Source organism: Siminovitchia sp. FSL W7-1587 (genome assembly GCF_037963795.1).
Lineage (GTDB): Bacteria > Bacillota > Bacilli > Bacillales > Bacillaceae_C > Siminovitchia > Siminovitchia thermophila.
This window is the reverse complement of record NZ_CP150169.1, coordinates 4,162,332-4,184,854: the sequence shown is the minus strand read 5'-3', so window position 1 is coordinate 4,184,854 and position 22,523 is coordinate 4,162,332. Positions and strand designations below refer to the sequence as shown.

Below are 22,523 nucleotides of genomic sequence, written 5' to 3'. Positions count from 1 at the left end.
AAGTCGAAAACAAATGTCCGTTTTTCAACTCAATGTTTGGGCACGAGTATGTTCATACATCCAATCATTTCCCCACAACATTGCTTTCTAGAAAAAAAGCACTCGGATGAGTGCTTTGACCAAAGAATTTTGATCCTTCGTTCATGTTTACTGTCCGTAAGCCCATTCGAATTCAAGTATTTTGACCTGATCATCCAGACACCGCGCACTGTAGGCTTTCTCCCATTCGGGATGGACATGACAATCGTTTATTTTCGGAACCTGGCCACATGTGTGATGTATTAAAAATTGATTAACGATAATAAATCATAATCTTCAAGTTTTCGCCTTCCGTCTAAATACGTGAGCTCAATCAGAAAGGCAATTCCGACAACGATTCCTCCCAGCCGTTCAACGAGCTCAATGGTGGCTTCGATCGTTCCGCCGGTGGCGAGCAAGTCGTCCGTAATGAGAACCCTTTGCCCCTTTTTGATCGCGTCTTTATGGATCGTTAACGCATCTTTTCCGTATTCTTTCCCATAGTCCGCTTTAATCGTCTCCCTTGGAAGTTTGCCTTCCTTTCTGACCGGGGCAAATCCGACGCCGAGCGCATAGGCCACGGGACAACCGATAATAAATCCCCGGGCTTCCGGGCCGACAACGATATCCACTCTTTTTTCGCGGGCATATTGCACAATCAAATCGGTGGCGTATTTAAATGCTTTCCCATTATCCATCAATGTCGTTATATCTTTAAAAAGCACGCCTTCTTTCGGCCAATCCGGAACGATTGTAATATATTTTTTTAAGTCCATGCTTCCACTTCCTCCTCATGTGGAATAGAGTGCGCGACTCTCTCCTCAAACCATTTTTTTAATTCGGGATAAGATGAATATAACAAGATGTTTTCAAGTTTGATCATCTCTTGTTTTTTCTGAAACGAAGGCGAATCCGCCAAATCTTTTTTCATTTTTGCCTGTTTAAGAGAAATAATCCCTTCATCTATTTTAACAAAATCAAGTTCAAAAAACACTTGTGTCATAAACTGGACAGTTTCCTTGGACCAGCCCCGGTATGCCGCCAAATCTTCCCCGTATTTTTTCACATTGAATGTGCGCCTTTTTGCAAGAAAAGCATAATACCATTTAAAATGATCGCGAGTTGGAATTGTATGAAAAAAATGTTCTCGTTCATGAAAAAAGTGAACGTAGATCCGATCCGGTTTTTTACCTTTAACCAAGCCTTCAATAATGGCTGTTTCAAAAGGGAAATCAACCAATACGACATTCTTGCCGTCCATCCTATATTCTTGGGCTCGCTCTTCGCTTGGAATCAACACAGTACGCACATTCCGCAATTCGGGAACTCGACTTAATGTTTTTTCATGAAAGACGATGAATTCCGCATCTTTGCCGTGAAGGAGGGGCACCCAGGTTTTAAACGGCTTGTTGCCCCGAAAGTCGAACAACTGCCATTCGTTGATGGCCATATCCCTAATAAATATTTGTGGCTTTCTCCTATTATTCCATTCATTGATGGACAGTTCTCCAATAACCGACAGTTTGGCATCTGGCGATATATCATCGGCGAGCTTCCCGAGATGAAAGCCGACCCCATCTAATAACATATCGTTTTGACTTAAAGTCAATTTTAAATGGGCATCATTTCCGCCTATTTTTCTGACATGATTGACAGCGGCATTTTTAACCATGAATGCAGGCTTCGGGTTGGCTACTCCAAAAGGAGCAAGCCGCTCCACTTCTTTGATCGTGTCCAAAGTAATGTCATCGAGTGAAATGGAAGCTTCCAGCTCTGTAACGGGAACTAAATCTTTGGCACTGAGCTGGTTGTTCGCCGCCCGGTTCAGCCGCTCTCGAAGTTCATCGACATCTTGCATATCAAGTGTCATACCGGCTGCCATAGGGTGTCCGCCGAAATGAGGAAGGATATCGGCACACTCCAATAAATTGGCAAACAAATCAAACCCGCGAATACTTCGAGCGGAGCCTTTTGCCTGTCCAGTATGCGAATCATAACTTAATACAATTGCTGGCCGGTAAAACTGTTCGGTAATCCTTGAAGCGACAATGCCGATCACGCCGGCATTCCAACCTTCTTTGCCAATCACAAGTACTTTGTTTTCGGAAAGAGGATAAGACATGGAGATCATGTCAACCGCTTCTTTTGTCATTTCTGATACGAGAGTTTGCCGTTCTTTATTTAAAATCTCAATTTCATCAGCCAAAAGAGCCGCCTCATCGGCATGTTTCGCCATCAACAAATTTGCCGCGGGAACGGCACTATCAAGCCTTCCCGCAGCATTCAGCCGGGGACCAATTGTAAAACCAAGCGTTTCTTCGCTCAGATCGGCAAACTGAATGCCTGCCGTTTTGCCAAGGGCAAGCAACCCGGGCCTTTTTGTGGAAGAGAGGATCAGCAACCCTTTCTTGACAATAAGGCGATTTTCACCTATAAGTGGCACTAGATCACAGACCGTGCCAATGGCCACCAAATCCAGCAAGTCATACGGAACTTTTCCGTATAGTGCATGAGCAAGCTTAAAGGCGACACCCACTCCGGCCAGATAGGGAAAAGGATAGGCGTCTTCCTTCAATTTGGGATGAATAATGGCATGGGCTTCCGGAATTTCGTCTCGCAATTCATGGTGATCCGTAATAATTAAATCAATACCAAGCTCTTTGGCCACTAATGCTTCGTGTATGGCTGAAATGCCGGTATCAACTGTAATGATTAACTGAACGCCTTCGTCAAAAGCCTTTCGGAAAGCAGCTTCATTCGGTCCGTAGCCTTCTGTAAAACGGTTTGGTATGTAAAAATCAACTACGGCTCCCATTTCCTGTAAAACAGTTGTCAATAAAGATGTGCTGGTAACACCGTCCGCATCATAATCGCCAAATACAAGGATCGGTTCTTTGTTGTTAACCGCCCTCTTAATTCGTTCTACCGCTTTTTCCATATCAGGCATTAAAAATGGATCATGAAATTGGTTATCTTCCATATGTAAAAAAATGCTTGCTTCTTCAGGAGAATCAAATCCACGATTGACAAGCAATGTTGCGGCAAGTGTGCTAATTTCAAGCTGTTTGGCCAGTTTTTGAACCTTGTCTCTGTTTGTATCATGGACGATCCAGCGGGTTTTTGCTTGTAACATTTCTTCACCCCTCAGAGCATCTATTATACAGAAGAGACAGCGGCCTTTCAAAGGAAAGTAACAGCTTCTTCAAAGGACTAATGATCTTTTGTGCTACGATCCTCCGCAACATAAAACGGATTAATATGCATGAAGACATTATGGACACCCGGGTGCTCCAGAAGCAATTTCTTCACCTTTTTTCCAACACGATGGCCGTCCGCAACAGTCATGTTCGGATCAACCGCGATTTTTAAATCAATAATGACGTAATAACCGTATTTCCTCGCATACAGTTCATCAATTCTTTTCACTTCGGGAACAGTCGAAATGATATTTCTCCATTCAAACGTTTCCTCTTCATCCAGCACGTGATCCAATGTATTATATATTGCTTCAGAGCCGAGTTTCCACGCCAGCCAGACGACCATCAAGGAAACAACCAAGCCTGCCACCGGGTCGCCGTAAACGAGCCAGTCTATTTGAAAGTATTTTCCCAGCAGAGAGGCACCAATCCCGACCAAAGCCGCCAGCGAAGAATAAACGTCGGAACGATGCTCAAATGCATTGACAATGAGCGCTTCACTATTCAGTTTTTTGCCAAGGCGATATTTATAGCGGAACAGGGCTTCCTTTACAACAATGGATATTACAACAGCATAAATCGCCAGCCCTCCGGGGGCTTCAACGGGGTTAAAAAAAGAAGATAATGATGATTTTCCAATTTGCAGCCCTACAAGAAACAATAGGATGGCAACGATGATGGCGGCGATCGATTCGGCCTTGCCATGGCCGTAGGGGTGCTCCTCATCAGGCGGCTGTTTCGCCGCACGGAGCCCAACATATACCGCCAGTGAACCGACAATGTCTGATGCCGAGTGAACGGCGTCGGCTATAAGGGCTTTGCTTTGTGACTGCAGCCCGATGACCCCTTTTACAATCGTTAACAATATATTGACGATAATCCCAATCCAGGCGGCAAACTCTGCCTGCTGAAAGCGCCGGTTTACTTCCATACACAATTCTCCTTTTTTACCCTGCTCATACTATTCTGCCCTTTTAAACGAAAAAAGCCGCAATGAGCGGCTTTTTTCGAGTAAACATTAAACTTGCGGTTCATCCGACCATTTCTTTTTTTCTTTTACCGTAACGATCGGTCCTTTTTTCTTTAACTCTTTTACTTTCAAGTCATACCAAAGCTGTGCAGAGATAAAAATGGATGAATAGGTTCCTGCAATCAGTCCCACCAGCAATGCGAGTGAAAAGCCCCTGATGGATTCACTACCAAAAATAAGCAGCGCGACAACTGCCACAATAACCGTTAAAACAGTGTTGATCGAACGCGTTAATGTTTGCCGGAGTCCGGTGTTGACGACCTCCGCGATATCTTCCTCAGTCCGGAGTCGTTTTTTCGCCCGCATATTTTCCCTGATCCGGTCAAATGTGACAATCGTATCATTGATCGAATAACCTACAATGGTCAAGACGGCGGCAATGAAAGTAATATCCACTTCAAACCTCGTCAAGCTGAAAAACGCAATGATGAAAAAAGCATCGTGGACCAGTCCAAGGACTGCCGACAACCCCATCGAAAACTCAAATCGGAGCGATACATAAATAATGATGCCAACGGCCGCAATCGCAAGGGCAAATAACGCATTTTTGGCCAATTCCTTGCCAACTGTCGGAGAAACGGTACTTACATTTGGCTCGGAACCGTATTTATCACTGAAGTGATCTTTCAATTGGGCTATTTCTTCATTTGTCATGACACCTTTATAGCGGGCAACACCTATTTCCTGATCGGCGCCCGACAGGACGATATCATCTGTTTCAATACCCGCAGAAGCCAATTCCGACTTCACTTCTTCCGTCGTTAGCGGTTTGCCCGCATTAAATTCTATCCGGGTTCCGCTTGAAAAATCAATTCCCAGGTTCAATTTAAATATCCCGAGAACGATCGCGCCCGCCAATAACAATACGATGGACACTCCGTAAAATTTCTTTCTGTTTTGAACAAAATCAAAAAAGTCAAACGGTGTTTTTAAGTCATATGCCGTGAGGTTTTCCGCCAAATCGTGGATCTCTGATTTTTTTACGCCAAACCAGCCCGGTTTTTTGTTGAGAAATTTGCTGTTAACCCAAAGGCCAAGCAAAAGCCTGGAACCATAAACTGCCGTCAGAAAACTCATCACGATGCTCAAAATAAGCATCGTTGCAAATCCTTTTACCGAGCTATTCCCAAAGTAAAAGAGTACAGCTCCCGCCAACAAGGTCGTTATATTTGCGTCCAAAATGGCGACAAAAGACTGTTTGTTGCCTGCCTTAAAAGCGGAACGAAGTGAACGTCCCAGTTTGATCTCTTCTTTCAATCGCTCATACGTCAAAATATTGGCATCCACCGCCATTCCGACTCCGAGAATTAATGCCGCGATTCCCGGAAGAGTCAGCACTCCGTTCATTAATGAGAATACAAGTAAAATCAAATATATATAAATTGATAACGTAATCGTCGCGATGACACCCGGAAAACGGTAATAAAATATCATGAACAGGAAAATGATCGCAATCCCGATCAGGCCGGCGGTAACCGTCTTATCCATTGCCTGTTCACCAAATTGGGCTCCTACCGATGTTGAATACACCTCATTTAATTTGACAGGGAGAGCTCCTGCATTCAACAAGTTGGCAAGATTTTCAGCTTCTTCTTTTGTAAAGCTTCCTTCAATCGAAACATCCGTCTGATTGAACACCTGGTTGACGTTTGGGGCAGACAACAGTTTCTGATTGCCATTTGTGGACGCCTCTTTATAAGAGTCGACGCCTTCTTCAAAGTCCATCCAAATCGCAAGCTGGTTGTTCGGCGCCATGCTCAAGATTTTTTCGGTGACTTCTTTAAATTTCTTTTTATCTTTTAATTGCACAAGAACGATCGGCTGGTTTGAATCAGGAGAAAAGCTCATCTTGGCGGCTCCTTCAACAAGATCCGCCCCATCCAGCATCACATTGTCATTTACATCACGAAATGTGAGAGTAGCCTGGGTGCCAAGAATTTCCCGCGCCTGATTTTGGTCTTCCACACCTGCCAGTTGAACCCTGATACGGTCATTTCCCTCAATTTGTATATTTGGTTCGCTTACCCCAAGCACGTTAACACGCCGATTCAACGCATCCGTAGTATGGACAAGCGTTTCACGGGTAATTTTTTGGCCTTCTTTGGCAGGTTCCACTTCATATAGAACTTCAAATCCGCCTTGGAGATCGAGGCCAAGCTTAATGTCATTGATGATATTGTTTGTAGTTGATCCGGTAACACCCGCCAAGCAAATGATGATTAGAAAAAAGGCGAGAATCCTGCTTCTTTTTACCATTTAAATATAAGTCCTCCCTCGGGAATAAAAACCTTCAAGAAATGAAAAAACTTCCAAATTAAATTATGAATCAAGAAAAATCAACTGTCAATTAAGACTCTTTGTCTCCAAGTAATTGTTGCAAATCCTCGTTGTCCAAATCTTTCAGAAGATCAGGAGATCGAAAGGCTTCTACAGTTGCATAATTCATATAGTCGCCCGGCTTTACCGACATGATATCGGAGAAAAGCTCGTATATACGTATCCCTTCCTTTGGATTTTTCCATCTTTTTTGTTTGAGAAAATGCCAAATATCTTCTTCACTGACCCTGTCATAACCGAGGATTTCAAATTCCTCCGCTTTACTCGACAAAGCCGGGCTTAATATATGGAAATAATCATCGTATATATGTTTATCTTTGGACATTCTTTGGCCACCTTTCTTTGCAAGGCGATAAGACGAGAACTTGTCATGCTTTGTCCCATATCTTGCATATACTTTATTGTAATCCAATTGACCATTTTTGAGAAGGCAGGGAAACAAATGTCAAAGTTTTTAAAGGGTACGATGATATTAATGGCTGCCGGGTTGATTACAAGGCTCCTAGGCTTTATTAATAGAATTGTCATCGCGCGGCTGATCGGAGAAGAGGGTGTCGGCCTGTACATGATGGCTTACCCCACACTTGTACTCGTCATTACCATTACCCAGCTCGGGCTCCCGGTAGCGATTTCAAAAGCGGTTGCCGAGGCGGATGCGCGCGGAGATCAGAGAAAAATTAAAAACATTCTTGTCGTTTCCCTGTCAGTGACCGGAACATTATCGCTTATTTTTACTCCGGCCCTGATCTTGCTGGCTCCACAGTTGTCAGAAACGTTATTCACTGACCAAAGAATTTACTATCCGCTTGTCGCCATTACCCCTATCATTCCGATCATCGCCATTTCTTCGGTCATCAGGGGCTATTTTCAGGGAAAACAAAATATGAAGCCTTCTGCCGTCTCCCAAGTAATTGAACAGCTTACTAGAATTACGTTAATAGCAGTAATGACAAAAGCATTTCTTCCACATGGCGTCGAATATGCCGCCGCAGCGGCAATGGTTGCTTCGGTAATTGGTGAATTGATTTCTCTTTGTTATTTATTTACCGTCTTTAAAGTAAAAAAGAAGTTCCCGGTGCGACGAAACTTTCTAGAAGGGCTAAAAGCCGGAAGAAAAACATTATCCGAGCTGATGGGTGTCGCCATTCCGACGACCGGAAGCCGGATGATCGGTTCGTTATCCTGGTTTTTTGAGCCGATTGTTGTTTCCCAAAGCTTGCTGATTGCCGGCATTGCGGCGGGAGTGGCAACAAAACAATACGGTCTGTTGACAGGTTATGCCCTTCCTTTGCTTACACTTCCCTCTTTTATCACTTTTGCTTTGGCTACTTCACTGGTCCCCGCCATCAGTGAGGCGAATATTATACGAAATTATAAACTGGTAGAACACCGACTTCAGCAGGCATTGCGCTTTGCGCTTTTGACCGGAGGATTGTCTGTAGTTGTGTTATTTACGTTTGCCGAACCATTAATGGCCACGATTTACGGGTCTGTCACTGGAGCTTATTTTATTAAATTAATGGCTCCTTTCTTCATTTTTCAATATTATCAAGGACCATTACAAGCCATTTTGCAGGCACTTGATTTGGCAAGAGCCGCCATGATCAATAGTATGATCGGCGCCGTCGTCAAGCTCGCCGTCATCTATGTTTTAGCTACAAGGCCGGAATTCGGCATTAACGGGGCAGCGTTGGGAATAGCCGCGGGAACCGTGTTGGTAACGATCCTCCATTACGCGACAGCTCTGAAAAAAGTCCAATTTACAGTTTATATAAATGATTATTTCAAGTTTTTGTTAGCAGCAATTTTATCAGGATGGAGCGGAAAAATTTGTTATGAGTTGTTAACAATCGAGCCCATGATGTTAAAGCTTTGTATCGGCATCAGCATGACATCGCTCATCTACTGCGCCCTATTATTTTTTTTAAAGCTGGCGACAAAAAGCGATATGCAAAAGATTCCGATCATCGGAGCGATCTTCAAATAAAGTGCCATCAGTGGAGATTAGGACTGAAAGACGCGGGTTATGCCATTGAAGAGCAACAGGACAAAGGCAAACGCCCTGTTGGCAAGCTCAGAAGCGGAGGCCTTGAAGCCTGCGCTTTTTCTACGCACGATGATGATGCTATGGAAAGCTTTCCTTCTCTTGGGAGCAGCTTGCACTCATACAACCATACGTCGCGCCATCCTTGAAACACATGGGATGTATCGCTACCAAAGTTTTTCTTTTCCTGTCAACTCAAACCAATCTAGACTTTATGGCCAATTGCTCCCACCTACCTTCATTGAGATGGAAGTTATACCCCGTAACAAAGGGGAACTTCAATCAGTAGGCATGCTCCTACTAATTGTTAACTGTTCTCCACTGGCCATACCCGTCTTCCCTCAAACTATTGAAATGGTGATTCCCTTCCTGTTAAAGCAAAATAGAATTATTTATTATTTTTTTCGTCAAAATAATCTACAAAAAATTGACCATCTTGATAACTGCAAAAAAGAATGTCTTCGATGTTTTCATGTCCCCTTTTCCTTAATTCCCTTTTGAGCCATTGTTCAGTTTGCTTCGTTTCTTGTAGTCCTTGCTGCTGTACTTTTCCTTCTACGATCAGCGGAATGGTAAATGAACCATGCTTTTTCTTTTGCTTGTTTCCTTTCTTAAATACCGATAATTCCCCTGATGTCTCTAAAATGGCAAACTCCACATCCTCGATGTTACGAATATCCTTTAAACGAAGCTGCATGAGTAGGTCATCAAAGTTATAGCGGTGCTTTCTCATCTCTCTTTCGTCAATTTTACCGTGTTGAATAATGATGGACGGCTTTCCATCAATCAAATTTCGAAACTTTTGGCTTTTTAATGATCCATATGCCATACCGATTTGGATGAGCAGCAACACGATCATAGGGACAATCGTATGCATAATGGGATCATCATGTTGCTCAATCGCGATAACGGCCATTTCACCCATCATGATAAAAACGACCAAATCAAGTACACTTAATTCCCCAATTTCCCTTTTGCCCATTAAGCGGAAAATGACAAGAATGAGACCGTACAAGATGATCGTTCGCATGATAATAACTGCAATGTCCATCAAGTTTTATCGCTCCTTTTAAACCTTATTTGAATCATTTGAACAACGGGGGGATTAAAGGGAACTTTCAATCAGCGCATGCTTTTAGCCGATGATTGTTAGTTAAGCCAATCGGGCGTTTACTGGATGTTGATCCCCTATTTGATATTTCATCTTACAGTGATTTCCCATAATGGGGATCTTACAGACAGTTAATGCGGGATATAGCGAAACTTCAATCAGCGGTGGCTTTTAGCCGATGATTGTTAGTTAAGCCAATCGGGCATTTACTGGATGTTGAACCCCTATTTGATATTTCCATCTTACAGTGATTTCTCATAATGGGGATCTTACAGACAGTTAATGCGGGATATAGCGAAACTTCAATCAGCGCATGCTTTTAGCCGATGATTGTTAGTTAAGCCAATCGGGCATTTACTGGATGTTGATCCACTATTTGAAATTTCCATCTTACAGTGATTTCTCATAATGGGGATCTTACAGACAGTTAATGCGGGATATAGCGAAACTTCAATCAGCGGTGGCTTTTAGCCGATGATTGTTAGTTAAGCCAATCGGGCATTTACTGGATGTTGATCCCCTATTTGATATTTCCATCTTACAGTGATTTCTCATAATGGGGATCTTACAGACAGTTAATGCGGGATATAGCGAAACTTCAATCAGCGCATGCTTTTAGCCGATGATTGTTAGTTAAGCCAATCGGGCATTTACTGGATGTTGATCCCCTATTTGATATTTCCATCTTACAGTGATTTCTCATAATGGGGATCTTACAGACAGTTAATGCGGGACAACATGCAGGAAAACATTCTAAAAAACCATTTCTTGAATATGTTGTAAAAAGGGACAGGCGTCATTTCCCCATGCTTAAAGGAAAGGAGTGAGAAATGATCGACATTAAAAAGTTTGGCGTTTCCGTTATATACGGGGTCTTTACGATCTTCTTGCTTGCTGTTATTTTCAGTTTGATTTTTTCTCTCATTTTAACTTTTACAGATACCCAAGAAAAATCCATTAAATTGTTGGTAACGATTATTTCTTTTTTTAGTGTGTTTGCGGGAGGGTTTATTTGCGGGGGCAAAGGTAAGCATAAAGGGTGGGTTTTAGGAGGAGCAACAGGCCTTTTGTACAGCCTCATCATTTTCTTATACCAATATTTGGGACACGGCTCGATATTTTCTTTGGAACAACTTGTTTATTTTACTTGCTATACATTGACCGCCATGATGGGAGGCGTTTTGGGCGTCAATCTCATGGGAGGTTCTCATCAGGATTATTGAAACAAAATAGCGCCATAAAAAAAGAAGCATGGTCTATGTGCACCGACACGCTTCTTTTTTTAGACTTCTATGCATCCACAACTTCCCGGATAGCATTGCGATCATATGTAAGCCGGCTTCCGTCGCCGCATAAAATCACGACTTTTCCTTCATCGATTCCATCAATCGTTCCATGAAGGCCGCCAATAGTGATCACTTTGTCCCCTTTTTTCAGGTTAGTTTGCATTGTTTGGATCGCTTTTTGCCGTTTTTGGTTCGGTCTGATCAGCAAAAAATAAAAAAGAACGAACATCAAAATAAACGGTGATACATTTACGAGCGTTTGCATTTATCTTCCCCCTTTCGTTTTATCATCAATATTAGAAATTTTTTGCGTCCGGACGGTTGAATCCGTAACGCTCAAAAAAATCTTCTTTGAAGTCACCGAGACGGTCATCTTGAATCGCATCTCTGACTTGCTTCATCAATTTTAACAGAAAATAGAGATTATGGTAAGTCGTAAGCCTAATTCCGAAAGTTTCATTGCACTTTATTAAATGCCTGATGTAAGCCCGCGAATAATTTCGGCATGTATAGCAGTCGCAATCGGGGTCGAGAGGCCCAAAATCCCGTGCATGGACAGCATTTTTAATGACAAGCCGTCCAGTACTCGTCATGACGGTACCGTTCCTCGCAATCCGCGTCGGAAGCACACAGTCAAACATGTCGATTCCCCTGATGGCTCCATCAACGAGAGAATCAGGCGAGCCCACTCCCATTAGATAGCGCGGTTTATTATCCGGCAAAAGGGGTGTCGTAAACTCCAATACCCGGTTCATCACATCCTTCGGTTCCCCGACAGACAGACCTCCTATCGCGTATCCCGGAAAATCGAGGGATACTAAATCCCTTGCACTCATTTTTCGCAAGTCTTCAAATTCTCCCCCTTGAACGATGCCAAACAAACCCTGATCTTCTGGACGCCTATGAGCATTTAGGCATCTTTCCGCCCAACGAGAGGTGCGCTCCACCGATTTATGAATATACTCATATGTAGCCGGATACGGAGGACATTCATCAAAGGCCATCATAATATCTGATCCAAGCGCATTTTGAATTTCCATCGCCTTCTCCGGAGAAAGAAACAGCCTGTCGCCGTTTAAATGATTCCGAAAATGCACGCCTTCTTCTTCAATTTTTCTAAATTCGCTTAAGCTAAAAACTTGAAATCCGCCCGAGTCGGTCAAGATCGCTTGATCCCAATTCATAAACCGATGAAGACCGTCGGCTTCTTTCACAATATCATGCCCCGGCCGCAGCCAAAGGTGGTACGTATTGCTCAGAATGATTCCGGCCCCCATTTCCTTCAGTTCTTCCGGACTCATTGTTTTGACCGTCGCCAGCGTTCCGACCGGCATAAACATGGGTGTTTCATATGAGCCGCGGGGTGTATGTATCCTTCCGAGTCGAGCGCCTGTCTGTTTGCAAGTCTTTATTAATTCATACGTAATCGCAGGCAAAAAATCTTGCTCCTTTCTAATGATGGAATTTATATCAACAGCATCGCATCGCCGAAACTGAAAAAGCGGTATTTTTCTTTAACTGCGCAACGGTAAGCTCGTAACACCGACTCACGTCCGGCAAATGCGCTTACCAGCATGATCAATGTTGATTTGGGCAGATGAAAATTCGTAATGATGCCATCAACCGCCTGAAAGTGGTACCCCGGATAAATAAAGATATCGGTCCAACCGCTCCCGGGCACAAAACGGCCCTCGTTCTGCCCGGCAATCGTTTCAAGCGTTCGTGTAGAAGTTGTCCCAACAGAGATAATTCTGCCCCCTTCTGTTCGAACACGATTTAAAGTGGCGGCCGCATCTTCGCTCATGCGATAAAATTCCGCGTGCATATCATGCTTTTCAATATCCTCCACTTTCACGGGACGAAACGTTCCGAGCCCGACATGCAACGTAATAAACACAACATGAACGCCGAGCGCCTTGATGGCCTCCAACATTTCTTCGGTAAAATGGAGCCCCGCAGTAGGGGCGGCCGCAGAACCCTGTTCACGAGCATACACGGTTTGGTATCTGCTTTGATCATCCAACTGTTCTTTTATATAAGGCGGAAGAGGCATTTTACCCAATTCATCCAATATCTCGTAAAAAATTCCTTCATAAATGAATTCAAACAACCGCCCACCGTGATCCTGGATACCCGTACAGACGGCCTTTAACTTCCCGCCGCCAAAGGCAATCTCAGTGCCAATCTTCACTCGCTTTGCAGGCTTGACAAGCGTTTCCCAGCAATCGCCTTCCACCTGCTTTAATAAAAGAATTTCCACATTCGCCCGTGTATCCGTTTTTTCTCCCATAAGCCTTGCTGGGAGCACTTTCGTGTCATTTAAAACTAGGCAGTCGCCTTTTTGTAAATAGGCAGTTATATGCCGAAACGCATCATGCGTCACTTCTCCCGTCTGCCTGTTTAACACCATCAATCGGCTCTCATCCCTGTTTTGCAGAGGAACCTGGGCGATTAATCGTTCGGGCAGTTCAAAATCAAATTCATCAATCTTCAAAACTTATTTAAGCCTCCCCATCACATAAAAAATAGCAGATAACAGAATGCTGATAATGATAGAGGTCATTAATGGGAAAAAAAATGTTGTATTGCCCTTTTTAATGACGATATCACCTGGAAGTTTGCCAAGCTTTAAAAACTGGATCAGGAAGCCAATGATAAAAATGCTAGCCCCCGCAATCATTAACAGCTTTGCCATCCCGCTCACTCGCAAGGCACCTCCATTTGAAAATGTTCATATACTTGATGGGTCACCATTCGCCCTCGCGGGGTTCTTTGTAAGAAACCGATTTGAAGCAAATATGGCTCGTACACATCTTCTATCGTAGTCGGCTCTTCTCCAATGCTGGCCGCAATCGTATCAATGCCTACGGGGCCTCCCCTGAACTTTTCAATGATTCCTCTTAATAATTTATGATCAATTTGATCGAGTCCCAATTTGTCGACCTGCAAAAGCTCTAGGGCTTCATCCGCCAACGCAAACGTGATCACACCATTAGATCGGACTTGCGCAAAATCACGCACCCTGCGAAGAAGGCGGTTGGCAATCCTCGGTGTTCCCCTCGATCTCTTGGCAATCTCAACAGCCCCATCCCCATCAATATCAGTATCGAGAATTTCGGCAGTTCTTATAACAATAGCTGTTAGTTGCTCAATTGTATAATATTCCAATCGGCATAAAACGCCAAACCGGTCACGCAATGGAGCGGATACAGCCCCTGCCCTTGTTGTCGCACCGACAAGTGTAAATGGAGGTAAATCGAGGCGTACGGAACGTGCTTCCGGGCCTTTTCCTATGACGATATCGAGGCAATAATCTTCCATCGCGGGGTATAACACTTCTTCTATCGCCCTAGGGAGACGATGAATCTCATCAATAAACAATACTTCACCAGGATCAAGTGAGGTCAGGATCGCCGCAAGGTCTCCCGGACGTTCAATCGCCGGTCCGGAAGTCATTCTGATATCCACACCCATTTCGTTTGCAATAACGGTTGCGAGTGTCGTTTTTCCCAATCCCGGAGGGCCGTACAACAATACATGGTCAAGCGTTTCCTTTCTCATTTTAGCCGCTTTTATAAATACTTCCAAATTATTCTTTAATTTGTCTTGGCCGATATATTGGGAAAGCATTTGTGGTCGGAGACTTTGCTCAAAAGAAATATCATGATCCATCGCTTCACTGGAAAGCACTCTCTCCTCCATCTCTCATTTGCTCCTTTCCGGTTCACTGTTTCATGAGCATTTGCAGTGCGCGTTTAATGTATTGATCGGTAGTCATTTTTTCTTTCCCGAGTTGCGTGCTGATTTTTCTCAATTCCCGTTCCGAATATCCCAAGGCCGCCAAGGCCAGCAGCGCTTCTTCCAATTCTTCGCCATAAGCTTGTTCCGCTGCTATCGTCTTTTTTTTCACCGGTCCGGGCTCTGCTTCCAATGATTCCGGCAAGATGTCTTCCAGTTTTCCTTTTAAATCCAAAATCATTTGCCTGGCGGTCTTTTTGCCGACACCGGGAAATTTCGTCAAAAATTTCTCATCCTCATTTTCGATCGCACGGACGACTTGTTCGGGCTCTCCGAAAGCCAAAATGGCCATCGCCCCTTTAGGACCGATCCCCGATACGCTGATCAGCTTTTTAAACATTTTCTTTTCCAATTGTGTTTCAAAACCGTACAGTGCGATTAAATCTTCGCGAACATGTTGATATGTATAAATGGTCAATTCTTTACCCTTTTTACCCGAGAAAACGAACGGATTCGGTGTTAATATTTGATACCCGATTCCATTACATTCTACAACTATATATTCCGGCCCAACGAGCTCTACTGTTCCTTTAATATATGCGTACAAGCGATTCTCTCCTCTTTCATGCTACCCATCATTGTAACATATAAATCTCTTTTCTTTTATAAAAAAACAACATACGTTCTAATATTTCATCCTCGGCGGTTTAATCATAAAAGCAGAGGGTAAAAAGTATTCAATCCCCATTGTGGTTGATCACTCATCAAAGGAGGCCATTATACATGAAAAAAAAATGTCGCGGGTATCTTTGTCTCCAGTTTTGAAGCTGTTCAACAAATCCAGTCCTTGATGCATAACGGCATTGGGAAGGACGATATCCACATGATCACGATGGATGATAAAAAAGCAAAGGAGGTAAGGGAGAGTACCGGAATTAACCGCTTACACGACTTTCGGAAAAAACATTTATACGAATCGGGATGGACAAAAGATGAAGTGGACCACTACTACCGGGAATTCAAATCGAGAAGACTATTCGTTTTAGTCGATGTTGATCACGATATGGGAAGAACGGTTATGCTAACAACAGAAAAGAGGCCGATTAAAACCGCTAAGATACAAGTGGACAATGGACAAGCCGCAGCCAGCTTCCAACCAGATCATCAAAAAAGCCGGGATCGCCGCCTTCCGGGAAAGCCAATTGAAAAAAACAAGGACGACAGCCAAATCCAAGAGATGAGAAAAGAATATGAGGAAGAAACGGACCCGTTTGAAAAGCGCGGCCGATAGGCCTGATCAAGGTTTGGCAGCAGCTCCAAACCTTGTTTTTATGGTTTTTAAATTGGATTCCCTATCGAGCCCTTTGTTAATAACTGGAGCCACCCTTTTAGGTTGTACAGGCAGGAATTTCACAATCCTAACTATTCACAAACTGGGTTGAAATGGAAGCCATTTGTAGCCGCTCTTCAGAGGTCGGAAAAAATATAGGTCCCCCAGGTTTTGCGAATGGCCTCTTTATAGGTTTCGCCTTGTAAATGAAGTCGCATCCGCTTTGGCATCTTTTTCAAGAACAATACAAGCGCATAGCGGGAGTTTTGCGGGGAAATGGTTTCAGGATTATCCTGAAAAACGCAGAAGAATATTCCTAGTATTATCCCACTTGTCATACATGTCAAACGTAATTCGATAGATTTTCCTTCTACATGAATATGTGCTGCAATCCACAAATCTAAAGCGAAACTTCAACGAACATACTGAGTCCACAAATGGAACCATCATTTATTTCAAATCAACCTATATCATATCGTCCGGCAAATTTGGTACACTAAACATAAAAAATGAAAGGAAGTTTGTCTTTGATGCGTTTTACCGGTTTTGTAGACAGTGACTTTGAAACCTTTCAAGTTGAAGGTTTGGATGAGCGAATGGAAGCGATAGAGGAGCGGATCAGGCCCAAATTTCGAGCATTGGGACAAGAACTTACAGATGATCTATCGGCAAAATTAGGAACGGAAATGTTTTTACATATTGCCAAACATGCTCGAAGAACCGTCAATCCACCCAAAGATACTTGGTTGGCGATAGCAGCCAATAAGCGCGGGTACAAAAAGCACCCTCATTTTCAAGTGGGCCTATTCGATGATTTTGTCTTTATCTGGCTCGCTTTTATTTACGAGCTGCCGAACAAACAAGAAATCGCCCAAACATTTTTACAGCATATCGATGACATCAAACAAAAAACCCCAAAGGATTTCGTTATTTCCATGGACCATATGAAAAAAGAAGCTGCGTCCATGGATGAGATTGACTTGGAAAAAGCGCTCAAACGTTTCCGCGATGTGAAAAAAGCTGAATTTCTCATAGGAAAACACATTTTAAAAGGCGATCCGCTCCTAAAAGATGGAGAAGGATTGATCAAAATGGTGAAAAATACATTTGATACACTCATTCCGATCTATAGATTAGCGTACAAATAAATATGGACATTCAACAACCGGAGTCCTATGCTCATATGGACTCCGGTGTGTAATTGTTGTCTATTGAATAGAGGGCATTACATTGGATTTTTCACTGTTTTTTTAACAGAAAGCCATGGCCTTTCATCTTCCCAGCGGACATGTACCGGGATTTCAAATGTTTGAGATAATAAGGAATCCGAAATCACTTCTTTCTTTGGCCCTGCGGCAACGATTTTCCCGCTGTTTAAAAGCAGTACATGGGTAATCCCTTCGACAAGCTCTTCTATATGATGGGTAACATAAATGACAAGACGTTCATTCCCCATAATCTCCTGGGTTAAAGACAGAAGCCCTTCCCTTGACTGAATATCCAGGCCGGAGCATGGTTCGTCCAAAATGAGCATTTTTGGGTCATTCATTAAGGCCCTGGCAATCAATACCCTTCTTCTCTCCCCTTCCGATAAGAGGTTATATGGCTTTCCTTTCAAGTACTGTAAACGAAATTGCTCCATTAACTTATCCGCCTTATCCCAATCATCTGGCAAAACCTCTTCATACAGCCCAAAAGAAGCAAATTTTCCGCTTACAATAATCTCTTCAATCGTTTCATGCTCCAATATATGGGAAAAGCGCCCAAGTGAGCTGCTGACAAACCCAATTTCTTTTCGCAGCTCCGGCAAGCTTGTTTCTCCAAAGCGGTTTCCGAGCACTGTTACTTTACCGGAAGAAGGATACTGGTATCCTGTAATGATATTAAGCAAAGATGTTTTCCCCGAGCCATTCAGCCCTAAAATGCCCCAATGCTCGCCAGCATGAACCGTCCAATTAATTCCGGTTAAAATATCTTTTCCACTTCTCTTCCATTCTACGTCCTGAAATGTGATCATTGTTTTCATCTTTTTCATCATACCAACCTCACCTTAATGAAAATAAATATTTTTTCGTTTTCTTGATTTGGTGGGAAGACCTCATTATCTGCCATTATATGTTATTGTACATTATACAATTTTTCGGCACCCTTTACTCAAAATGGGGGGATTACTTGCAAAAATAACAAAAACCAAGGAAGCCCAAAACTTGAAGGCAGGCGTCCTTGGTCGCGCGTATACTTGGAAATTGAACATGTTGTATCAACTTCTTCCATTTACTTCCTAAAGTAAAAAAGCCGCTTCACTTTCGATGAATGTTCAAAAAAACGTTTATTCGTACCTCATTGATAAAGCCTTTTGCGCATTTTGAAGATCATTTTTTAACAATCGTTCTAAGTCGTAGGAAGGGTACATTCCCTTGGAATACATATAACGATAGATCTCTTCATGGCCCTTTATGGCTCTTAACAAATGATTTGTCAACGTTTTTCTTAAAACAGGCGTTGCGGTTTCAGTGATCGCCAATGCATAATTTCTCACCAACGCCTTGCTTAATCCGAGCAATTCCCCGGCAAATAATGCGGATGTTTCTCGATCCGCATCATCTTCCCGTTGATGTGGAACGGGCGCAGAAGGATAAAATTGGATTAACTCCTGCAAATTGATTTCCATGTTCTGAATCGCGTTGTGATAGATACTTCTCAATTGGGCATCAGCTATTTTTTTCATGCTCATTTTCAGCCTCATCAATGCATTTGCTTGGCTGGCAACAAGCTCATGTATTTCCAGCGTTTCGTGCCAAGCTAGTGTTCTTCGTTCATCTAAAGACACCCTAACCCCTCCTCATTACTTTCTCTGCAAGTTACCATATTCATCTATCTGTGCATCAGTTAGCCAAAACCGGAAAAATAGGCTTGATGATCAAAGATGAACTTGGTCCTTCCGTATATTTTTTACAATACTTGGCTGTTTGTCCAAACACTGGCAGAGATGTCTACGTAATATATTTTAGAACGAGTAAAGGGGGTGTAGAGATGGGCGGTTATGGTGGAGGATACGGCAGCAACTTTGCCTTGATCCTTGTGTTATTTATCCTCTTGGTTATTGTTGGTGCCTTCTACGGGTACTAATTCCCTCTTCCAAAAGTATGTAGAACCCGGATGTATGCAACACCCGGGTTCTTTTTCTATTTATTGACCAGCTTTTTGCTTTTGCTGACCGCTACTTGCGCCTTGTCCTCCCACATTTGACAACTGGGGAATCATGTTTGACAATTGTCCTCCGCGTCCTGTCATCATGCTGTATGCGGCCGCCCCAATCCCGATCGAAGCGATAATGGGCAAAACTTGAATATTGTTACGCATGTTTTTCACCCGCTTTCAGTTATTGCTCTGTTTGGAGCATCTTTATATTTTGTAATGGACATGAAAATCACACAAGTAAATTTGTCCAAAAAAGTTGCTCCCCCTATTTTCCGGGTATAAAAAAAATGAAACACCAAAGTATAAAAGGGAAAAGAACTAAAAGGAGGTAACAACAATGAATGAAAATGTCAATCATGGCAGAGCTTTACTATGGAAGGCAATCATGGTTTTTCCAGTTGTATGGATAATATTGTCACTGTTTAATGACGTCACTTTTTTCCATTCCACCCTACTGGGAATTGTTCTATTGCTCTTGTCTTATTATATAGGCGACATGATGGTCTTGCCTAAAATGGGTAATATGACAGCGACTCTAGGGGATTTTGTACTCTCGCTTATCGTCATTTGGGGAGGACTCGTCCTGTTGGGTTACCGGGAAGCTTTTGGGGAGGCGTTGTTTGTTTCCATCGTTCTCGCCATCGGAGAATACTTTTATCATCTATGGCTGGAAAGAACACAATTCAGAAACAAAGCTGATGCTGACGATGTAAGACAATATTGATCGCATGTAACTTTCAAGCATTGTCGAAAGGAGTCATCATCATGGAAGGCCAATATTCATATGGAACAGACTATAAGTATATTCCCGCCACTTCATTGGGCAGTGGAACAGGCGCTGAAATATTGCCTGACATTTATTATCATACGATTCAAATCGTCAATATTTGCTTTGTCGGAAAACCGAAAACAGCAGACTTCGTACTCATTGATGCGGGCATGCCGCATTCGGCTGACAAAATCATTTCCATTACAGAGGAACGATTTGGTACTGGACGAAAGCCGAAAGGAATTATTCTAACCCACGGTCATTTTGATCATGTCGGGGCGATCGTCGATTTATTAGCTCATTGGAAGGATGTTCCTGTCTATGCTCATGAATTGGAGCTGCCGTATCTGGTTGGGGAAAAAAGTTATCCGGCGCCGGATGCCTCCGTTGAAGGCGGAATGATTGCAAAAATGTCTCCGATGTTTCCGGTTGAGCCCATTGATTTGGGAAACAAAGTACAAGCCCTGCCTGAAGATGGCAGCATTCCTGACCTCCCGGGATTCCGGTGGGTCCATACCCCAGGCCATACGCCCGGACATATATCTCTTTTTCGGGATCAAGATCGGGCTCTGATTGCAGGCGATGCTTTTGTGACAGTAAAACAGGAATATCTTTACAGGGTCTTTACCCAAGAACAGGAAATAAGCGGCCCGCCGCGTTACTTGACTCCCGATTGGCAGGCTTCATGGGACTCGGTAAAGAAATTACAAGCATTAAAGCCAACCGTTGCCATCACCGGTCATGGCCTTCCAATGAAAGGGGAAGCTTTGACCCTTAATCTGAACAAACTCGCACAACAGTTTGATCAAATCGCCATACCAGACTATGGAAAATATATAAATTAAAAGCATTAGGCAGGCAATTTGCTCCTCTTAAAGGTCGACAGATGAAAAAATCTGTTTATAAGTCCTTAGGAGGAGCTTCTTTTATGAAATTGGTTGGATTCCTGAAAATTTTATCAGAGATAGGCGGACTGGGACGATGAACCGAATAACAAAAACCGACCGACTCTGGCTCTGCCCATGCCAGGTCAGCAGTGGTGCCTGACGCCCAATTATACCGCCTCAGCCCGTTTGCCCTTAGGACGCGAAAGCTTGCAAGTTGAACGCCCCCCCAAGCAGAAGGTGAGCTTTTGGACATCCTCCTCTTCTTTTAAGCGTAGTGATATGAACATTTTGCAAGGATATATCCTTTTGGGACTTACATTTTTGGGGAACTTGTACTTATGTGCATCAGTTGCTTCATATAATGAAGAAAGAACGGCTTAGGAGGCAAGAAATGATTACTTTATTAGAAAAGGCTGTTATCGGCATGGCGCTTTTACGACTATTATCTGGTGGGATTGAAATTTTCGCGGCATTTTTGATGATTCGCTTCAATGAAGTGGAAAAAGCGCTGATCATCAACAGCTCCCTTGCACTCATCGGTCCCATGGTTTTGATTATCACCACAACAATTGGTGTTTTCGGACTGGCCGACAAAATTTCCTTTGGTAAATTTATTTGGATTTTTCTCGGCGTAGCCTGTATTTTATACGGTGTAAAGAGCAATTAGGGGATGTAACCAACTAAAGCCATCAACTCTTGCCAATATCCCAGTGTTTGTATAAAGAAACAAATATCAGCATCCAAATGATTCCCGCAACAAACCCGCCAATAATATCTGTTACATAATGTACACCCAAGTAAATCCGGCTAACTCCAATCAAAGCAACAAGAAGGACTGTCACACCGATGATCGCCTTCCTAAATGCTTTGCTTTTAAAATGAATCAATAAAAGAAAGCATATAAATCCTAGCACCGCGGTTGAATTCATAGTATGGCCGCTAGGGAAGCTAAAGCCGGCCGAATGAATGATGGGGTTTATTTCCGGCCTGTCTCTTTCAATCCAATTTTTCAATAAATAGTTTGATCCTCTTGATCCCCAAAAGACAAACATGAGAAAAAGAACATCGGTAAAGCGCTTTTTATATATCAGGTAAACGGTAAGTAGCGCAGTAATAAACAGCAGCCCTTTAATGGAGCCAACATCCGAAATAAACAGAAATGCATCTGTTACAGATTCACTGCGGATTTGTTCAAATTGCAGAACGATCTTTTGATCGAAATTTGCCAGCAATTCGATCTCTACAATCCATGTAAGTAAAAGAAATATCGCGCCAAAAAGTAACCATTTCATTTTTCATCATTCCATTATTTTTTGTTGCTTTACTACTATGTGATCAAATTCGGATATAAAAACGGGCAGCGTTAACTGCCCGGCATGTTTAATCCAATAACCGATTGTTTTCATCCACTTCCATCACTTTTGCATTTGGATGTTCGCCGGAGATCAAACCGGCCCCACGGCAAACACTGCAATTATATTGCCAGCCTTCATCATCTGCGAGCATCCCTGTTCCTCCACAAGCCCTGCATATGTTTTCACGGTCTACTGTCATAAAAATCCTCCTTCCTTAAAG

Annotated in this window: 25 protein-coding genes; 8 read left to right on the top strand and 17 right to left on the bottom strand. The window is 43.0% G+C overall.

Annotated features, from left to right (window positions below; genetic code table 11):
- Positions 1-281 precede the first annotated feature (281 nt).
- The 5 genes from NST31_RS19605 to NST31_RS19585 all read right to left on the bottom strand — a co-directional run bounded on the left by NST31_RS19605 (position 282) and on the right by NST31_RS19585 (position 6,907).
- The gene (locus NST31_RS19605; protein WP_077110540.1) at positions 282-794 is read right to left on the bottom strand and encodes an adenine phosphoribosyltransferase; all 513 of its coding nucleotides are present in this window, start codon (positions 792-794) and stop codon (positions 282-284) included.
- Positions 785-3,151: a single-stranded-DNA-specific exonuclease RecJ gene (recJ, locus tag NST31_RS19600; protein WP_339162778.1), complete on the bottom strand. Its 2,367-nt coding sequence runs from the start codon at positions 3,149-3,151 to the stop codon at positions 785-787. Before recJ ends, NST31_RS19605 begins: the two co-directional genes overlap by 10 nt.
- Before the next feature lie 77 nt (positions 3,152-3,228).
- The gene (locus tag NST31_RS19595; protein ID WP_339162777.1) at positions 3,229-4,146 is read right to left on the bottom strand and encodes a cation diffusion facilitator family transporter; all 918 of its coding nucleotides are present in this window, start codon (positions 4,144-4,146) and stop codon (positions 3,229-3,231) included.
- Positions 4,147-4,233: 87 nt separating this feature from the next.
- Positions 4,234-6,501, bottom strand: coding sequence for a protein translocase subunit SecDF (gene secDF, locus NST31_RS19590; RefSeq protein ID WP_339162774.1), 2,268 nt, complete (start codon positions 6,499-6,501; stop codon positions 4,234-4,236).
- Positions 6,502-6,592: 91 nt separating this feature from the next.
- Positions 6,593-6,907, bottom strand: a complete 315-nt coding sequence (locus NST31_RS19585) for a post-transcriptional regulator (RefSeq protein WP_339162772.1) — start codon at positions 6,905-6,907, stop codon at positions 6,593-6,595.
- 117 nt (positions 6,908-7,024) lie between these two features.
- Between NST31_RS19585 and spoVB the strand changes: the two genes are divergently transcribed.
- A complete protein-coding gene (gene spoVB, locus NST31_RS19580; RefSeq protein WP_077110531.1) occupies positions 7,025-8,569 on the top strand; it encodes a stage V sporulation protein B in 1,545 nt (514 codons plus the stop codon).
- Between the two features lie 445 nt (positions 8,570-9,014).
- On the opposite strand, the gene NST31_RS19575 is transcribed toward spoVB, so the two are convergent.
- Entirely contained in the window at positions 9,015-9,677 is a 663-nt protein-coding gene (locus NST31_RS19575) for a DUF421 domain-containing protein (RefSeq protein WP_339165623.1), read from the bottom strand.
- A gap of 890 nt (positions 9,678-10,567) precedes the next feature.
- On the opposite strand from NST31_RS19575, the gene NST31_RS19570 reads away from it, so the two are divergent.
- Positions 10,568-10,960, top strand: a complete 393-nt coding sequence (locus tag NST31_RS19570; RefSeq protein ID WP_077110529.1) for a TIGR04086 family membrane protein — start codon at positions 10,568-10,570, stop codon at positions 10,958-10,960.
- A gap of 67 nt (positions 10,961-11,027) precedes the next feature.
- Here NST31_RS19570 and yajC read toward each other — a convergent pair whose 3' ends face one another.
- The 6 genes from yajC to ruvA are packed head-to-tail and all read right to left on the bottom strand — an operon-like array spanning position 11,028 to position 15,368.
- Positions 11,028-11,288, bottom strand: a complete 261-nt coding sequence (yajC, locus tag NST31_RS19565; protein WP_339162768.1) for a preprotein translocase subunit YajC — start codon at positions 11,286-11,288, stop codon at positions 11,028-11,030.
- A 31-nt stretch (positions 11,289-11,319) separates the two neighbouring features.
- Positions 11,320-12,459 (bottom strand): tRNA guanosine(34) transglycosylase Tgt, encoded by a 1,140-nt coding sequence (gene tgt / locus NST31_RS19560; protein WP_339162766.1) that lies wholly within the window; start codon positions 12,457-12,459, stop codon positions 11,320-11,322.
- Positions 12,460-12,488: 29 nt separating this feature from the next.
- A complete protein-coding gene (gene queA / locus NST31_RS19555; RefSeq protein WP_077110524.1) occupies positions 12,489-13,517 on the bottom strand; it encodes a tRNA preQ1(34) S-adenosylmethionine ribosyltransferase-isomerase QueA in 1,029 nt (342 codons plus the stop codon).
- Between the two features lie 3 nt (positions 13,518-13,520).
- Positions 13,521-13,727: a DUF2905 domain-containing protein gene (locus NST31_RS19550; RefSeq protein WP_077110522.1), complete on the bottom strand. Its 207-nt coding sequence runs from the start codon at positions 13,725-13,727 to the stop codon at positions 13,521-13,523.
- Positions 13,724-14,725, bottom strand: a complete 1,002-nt coding sequence (gene ruvB / locus NST31_RS19545) for a Holliday junction branch migration DNA helicase RuvB (protein ID WP_077110520.1) — start codon at positions 14,723-14,725, stop codon at positions 13,724-13,726. The genes NST31_RS19550 and ruvB overlap by 4 nt, the downstream gene beginning before the upstream one ends.
- 22 nt (positions 14,726-14,747) lie before the next feature.
- Positions 14,748-15,368, bottom strand: coding sequence for a Holliday junction branch migration protein RuvA (ruvA, locus tag NST31_RS19540; protein ID WP_077110518.1), 621 nt, complete (start codon positions 15,366-15,368; stop codon positions 14,748-14,750).
- 276 nt (positions 15,369-15,644) lie between these two features.
- Between ruvA and NST31_RS19535 the strand changes: the two genes are divergently transcribed.
- Positions 15,645-16,052, top strand: a complete 408-nt coding sequence (locus NST31_RS19535; RefSeq protein ID WP_077110516.1) for a hypothetical protein — start codon at positions 15,645-15,647, stop codon at positions 16,050-16,052.
- Between the two features lie 569 nt (positions 16,053-16,621).
- A complete protein-coding gene (locus NST31_RS19530; RefSeq protein ID WP_077110513.1) occupies positions 16,622-17,239 on the top strand; it encodes a DUF1054 domain-containing protein in 618 nt (205 codons plus the stop codon).
- 77 nt (positions 17,240-17,316) lie between these two features.
- On the opposite strand, the gene NST31_RS19525 is transcribed toward NST31_RS19530, so the two are convergent.
- Both NST31_RS19525 and NST31_RS19520 read right to left on the bottom strand, forming a co-directional pair.
- Positions 17,317-18,117 (bottom strand): ABC transporter ATP-binding protein, encoded by an 801-nt coding sequence (locus NST31_RS19525; protein ID WP_077110712.1) that lies wholly within the window; start codon positions 18,115-18,117, stop codon positions 17,317-17,319.
- A 303-nt stretch (positions 18,118-18,420) separates the two neighbouring features.
- A complete protein-coding gene (locus tag NST31_RS19520; RefSeq protein ID WP_077110511.1) occupies positions 18,421-18,921 on the bottom strand; it encodes a spore coat protein in 501 nt (166 codons plus the stop codon).
- A gap of 203 nt (positions 18,922-19,124) precedes the next feature.
- Between NST31_RS19520 and NST31_RS19515 the strand changes: the two genes are divergently transcribed.
- Positions 19,125-19,220, top strand: a complete 96-nt coding sequence (locus NST31_RS19515; RefSeq protein WP_077110509.1) for a YjcZ family sporulation protein — start codon at positions 19,125-19,127, stop codon at positions 19,218-19,220.
- A gap of 60 nt (positions 19,221-19,280) precedes the next feature.
- Here NST31_RS19515 and NST31_RS19510 read toward each other — a convergent pair whose 3' ends face one another.
- A complete protein-coding gene (locus NST31_RS19510) occupies positions 19,281-19,454 on the bottom strand; it encodes a hypothetical protein (protein ID WP_171973845.1) in 174 nt (57 codons plus the stop codon).
- Positions 19,455-19,629: 175 nt separating this feature from the next.
- Between NST31_RS19510 and NST31_RS19505 the strand changes: the two genes are divergently transcribed.
- From NST31_RS19505 to NST31_RS19495, 3 genes are all read left to right on the top strand, one after another.
- Positions 19,630-20,016 carry a DUF2512 family protein gene (locus tag NST31_RS19505; RefSeq protein WP_077110507.1) on the top strand — a complete coding sequence of 129 codons (387 nt, stop codon included), beginning with the start codon at positions 19,630-19,632 and terminating at the stop codon, positions 20,014-20,016.
- Positions 20,017-20,057: 41 nt separating this feature from the next.
- Complete coding sequence (locus tag NST31_RS19500; RefSeq protein ID WP_077110505.1) at positions 20,058-20,906, top strand: MBL fold metallo-hydrolase; 849 nt, start codon at positions 20,058-20,060, stop codon at positions 20,904-20,906.
- 433 nt (positions 20,907-21,339) lie between these two features.
- A complete protein-coding gene (locus tag NST31_RS19495) occupies positions 21,340-21,615 on the top strand; it encodes a YqhV family protein (RefSeq protein ID WP_077110501.1) in 276 nt (91 codons plus the stop codon).
- A gap of 22 nt (positions 21,616-21,637) precedes the next feature.
- Here NST31_RS19495 and NST31_RS19490 read toward each other — a convergent pair whose 3' ends face one another.
- A complete protein-coding gene (locus NST31_RS19490; RefSeq protein ID WP_077110499.1) occupies positions 21,638-22,240 on the bottom strand; it encodes a phosphatase PAP2 family protein in 603 nt (200 codons plus the stop codon).
- Positions 22,241-22,328: 88 nt separating this feature from the next.
- The gene (locus NST31_RS19485) at positions 22,329-22,502 is read right to left on the bottom strand and encodes a hypothetical protein (RefSeq protein ID WP_171973844.1); all 174 of its coding nucleotides are present in this window, start codon (positions 22,500-22,502) and stop codon (positions 22,329-22,331) included.
- Between the last annotated feature and the right edge of the window lie 21 nt (positions 22,503-22,523).

Bases quoted from the DNA above. Each gene is read 5' to 3' on its own strand.
- NST31_RS19605 (WP_077110540.1), bottom strand. From the start codon at position 794: ATGGACTTAAAAAAATATATTACAATCGTTCCGGATTGGCCGAAAGAA.
- recJ (WP_339162778.1), bottom strand. From the start codon at position 3,151: ATGTTACAAGCAAAAACCCGCTGGATCGTCCATGATACAAACAGAGAC.
- NST31_RS19595 (WP_339162777.1), bottom strand. From the start codon at position 4,146: ATGGAAGTAAACCGGCGCTTTCAGCAGGCAGAGTTTGCCGCCTGGATT.
- secDF (WP_339162774.1), bottom strand. From the start codon at position 6,501: ATGGTAAAAAGAAGCAGGATTCTCGCCTTTTTTCTAATCATCATTTGC.
- NST31_RS19585 (WP_339162772.1), bottom strand. From the start codon at position 6,907: ATGTCCAAAGATAAACATATATACGATGATTATTTCCATATATTAAGC.
- spoVB (WP_077110531.1), top strand. From the start codon at position 7,025: ATGTCAAAGTTTTTAAAGGGTACGATGATATTAATGGCTGCCGGGTTG.
- NST31_RS19575 (WP_339165623.1), bottom strand. From the start codon at position 9,677: ATGGACATTGCAGTTATTATCATGCGAACGATCATCTTGTACGGTCTC.
- NST31_RS19570 (WP_077110529.1), top strand. From the start codon at position 10,568: ATGATCGACATTAAAAAGTTTGGCGTTTCCGTTATATACGGGGTCTTT.
- yajC (WP_339162768.1), bottom strand. From the start codon at position 11,288: ATGCAAACGCTCGTAAATGTATCACCGTTTATTTTGATGTTCGTTCTT.
- ruvB (WP_077110520.1), bottom strand. From the start codon at position 14,725: ATGGAGGAGAGAGTGCTTTCCAGTGAAGCGATGGATCATGATATTTCT.
- NST31_RS19535 (WP_077110516.1), top strand. From the start codon at position 15,645: ATGATCACGATGGATGATAAAAAAGCAAAGGAGGTAAGGGAGAGTACC.
- NST31_RS19530 (WP_077110513.1), top strand. From the start codon at position 16,622: ATGCGTTTTACCGGTTTTGTAGACAGTGACTTTGAAACCTTTCAAGTT.
- NST31_RS19525 (WP_077110712.1), bottom strand. From the start codon at position 18,117: ATGAAAACAATGATCACATTTCAGGACGTAGAATGGAAGAGAAGTGGA.
- NST31_RS19515 (WP_077110509.1), top strand. From the start codon at position 19,125: ATGGGCGGTTATGGTGGAGGATACGGCAGCAACTTTGCCTTGATCCTT.
- NST31_RS19510 (WP_171973845.1), bottom strand. From the start codon at position 19,454: ATGCGTAACAATATTCAAGTTTTGCCCATTATCGCTTCGATCGGGATT.
- NST31_RS19505 (WP_077110507.1), top strand. From the start codon at position 19,630: ATGAATGAAAATGTCAATCATGGCAGAGCTTTACTATGGAAGGCAATC.
- NST31_RS19500 (WP_077110505.1), top strand. From the start codon at position 20,058: ATGGAAGGCCAATATTCATATGGAACAGACTATAAGTATATTCCCGCC.
- NST31_RS19495 (WP_077110501.1), top strand. From the start codon at position 21,340: ATGATTACTTTATTAGAAAAGGCTGTTATCGGCATGGCGCTTTTACGA.
- NST31_RS19490 (WP_077110499.1), bottom strand. From the start codon at position 22,240: ATGAAATGGTTACTTTTTGGCGCGATATTTCTTTTACTTACATGGATT.
- NST31_RS19485 (WP_171973844.1), bottom strand. From the start codon at position 22,502: ATGACAGTAGACCGTGAAAACATATGCAGGGCTTGTGGAGGAACAGGG.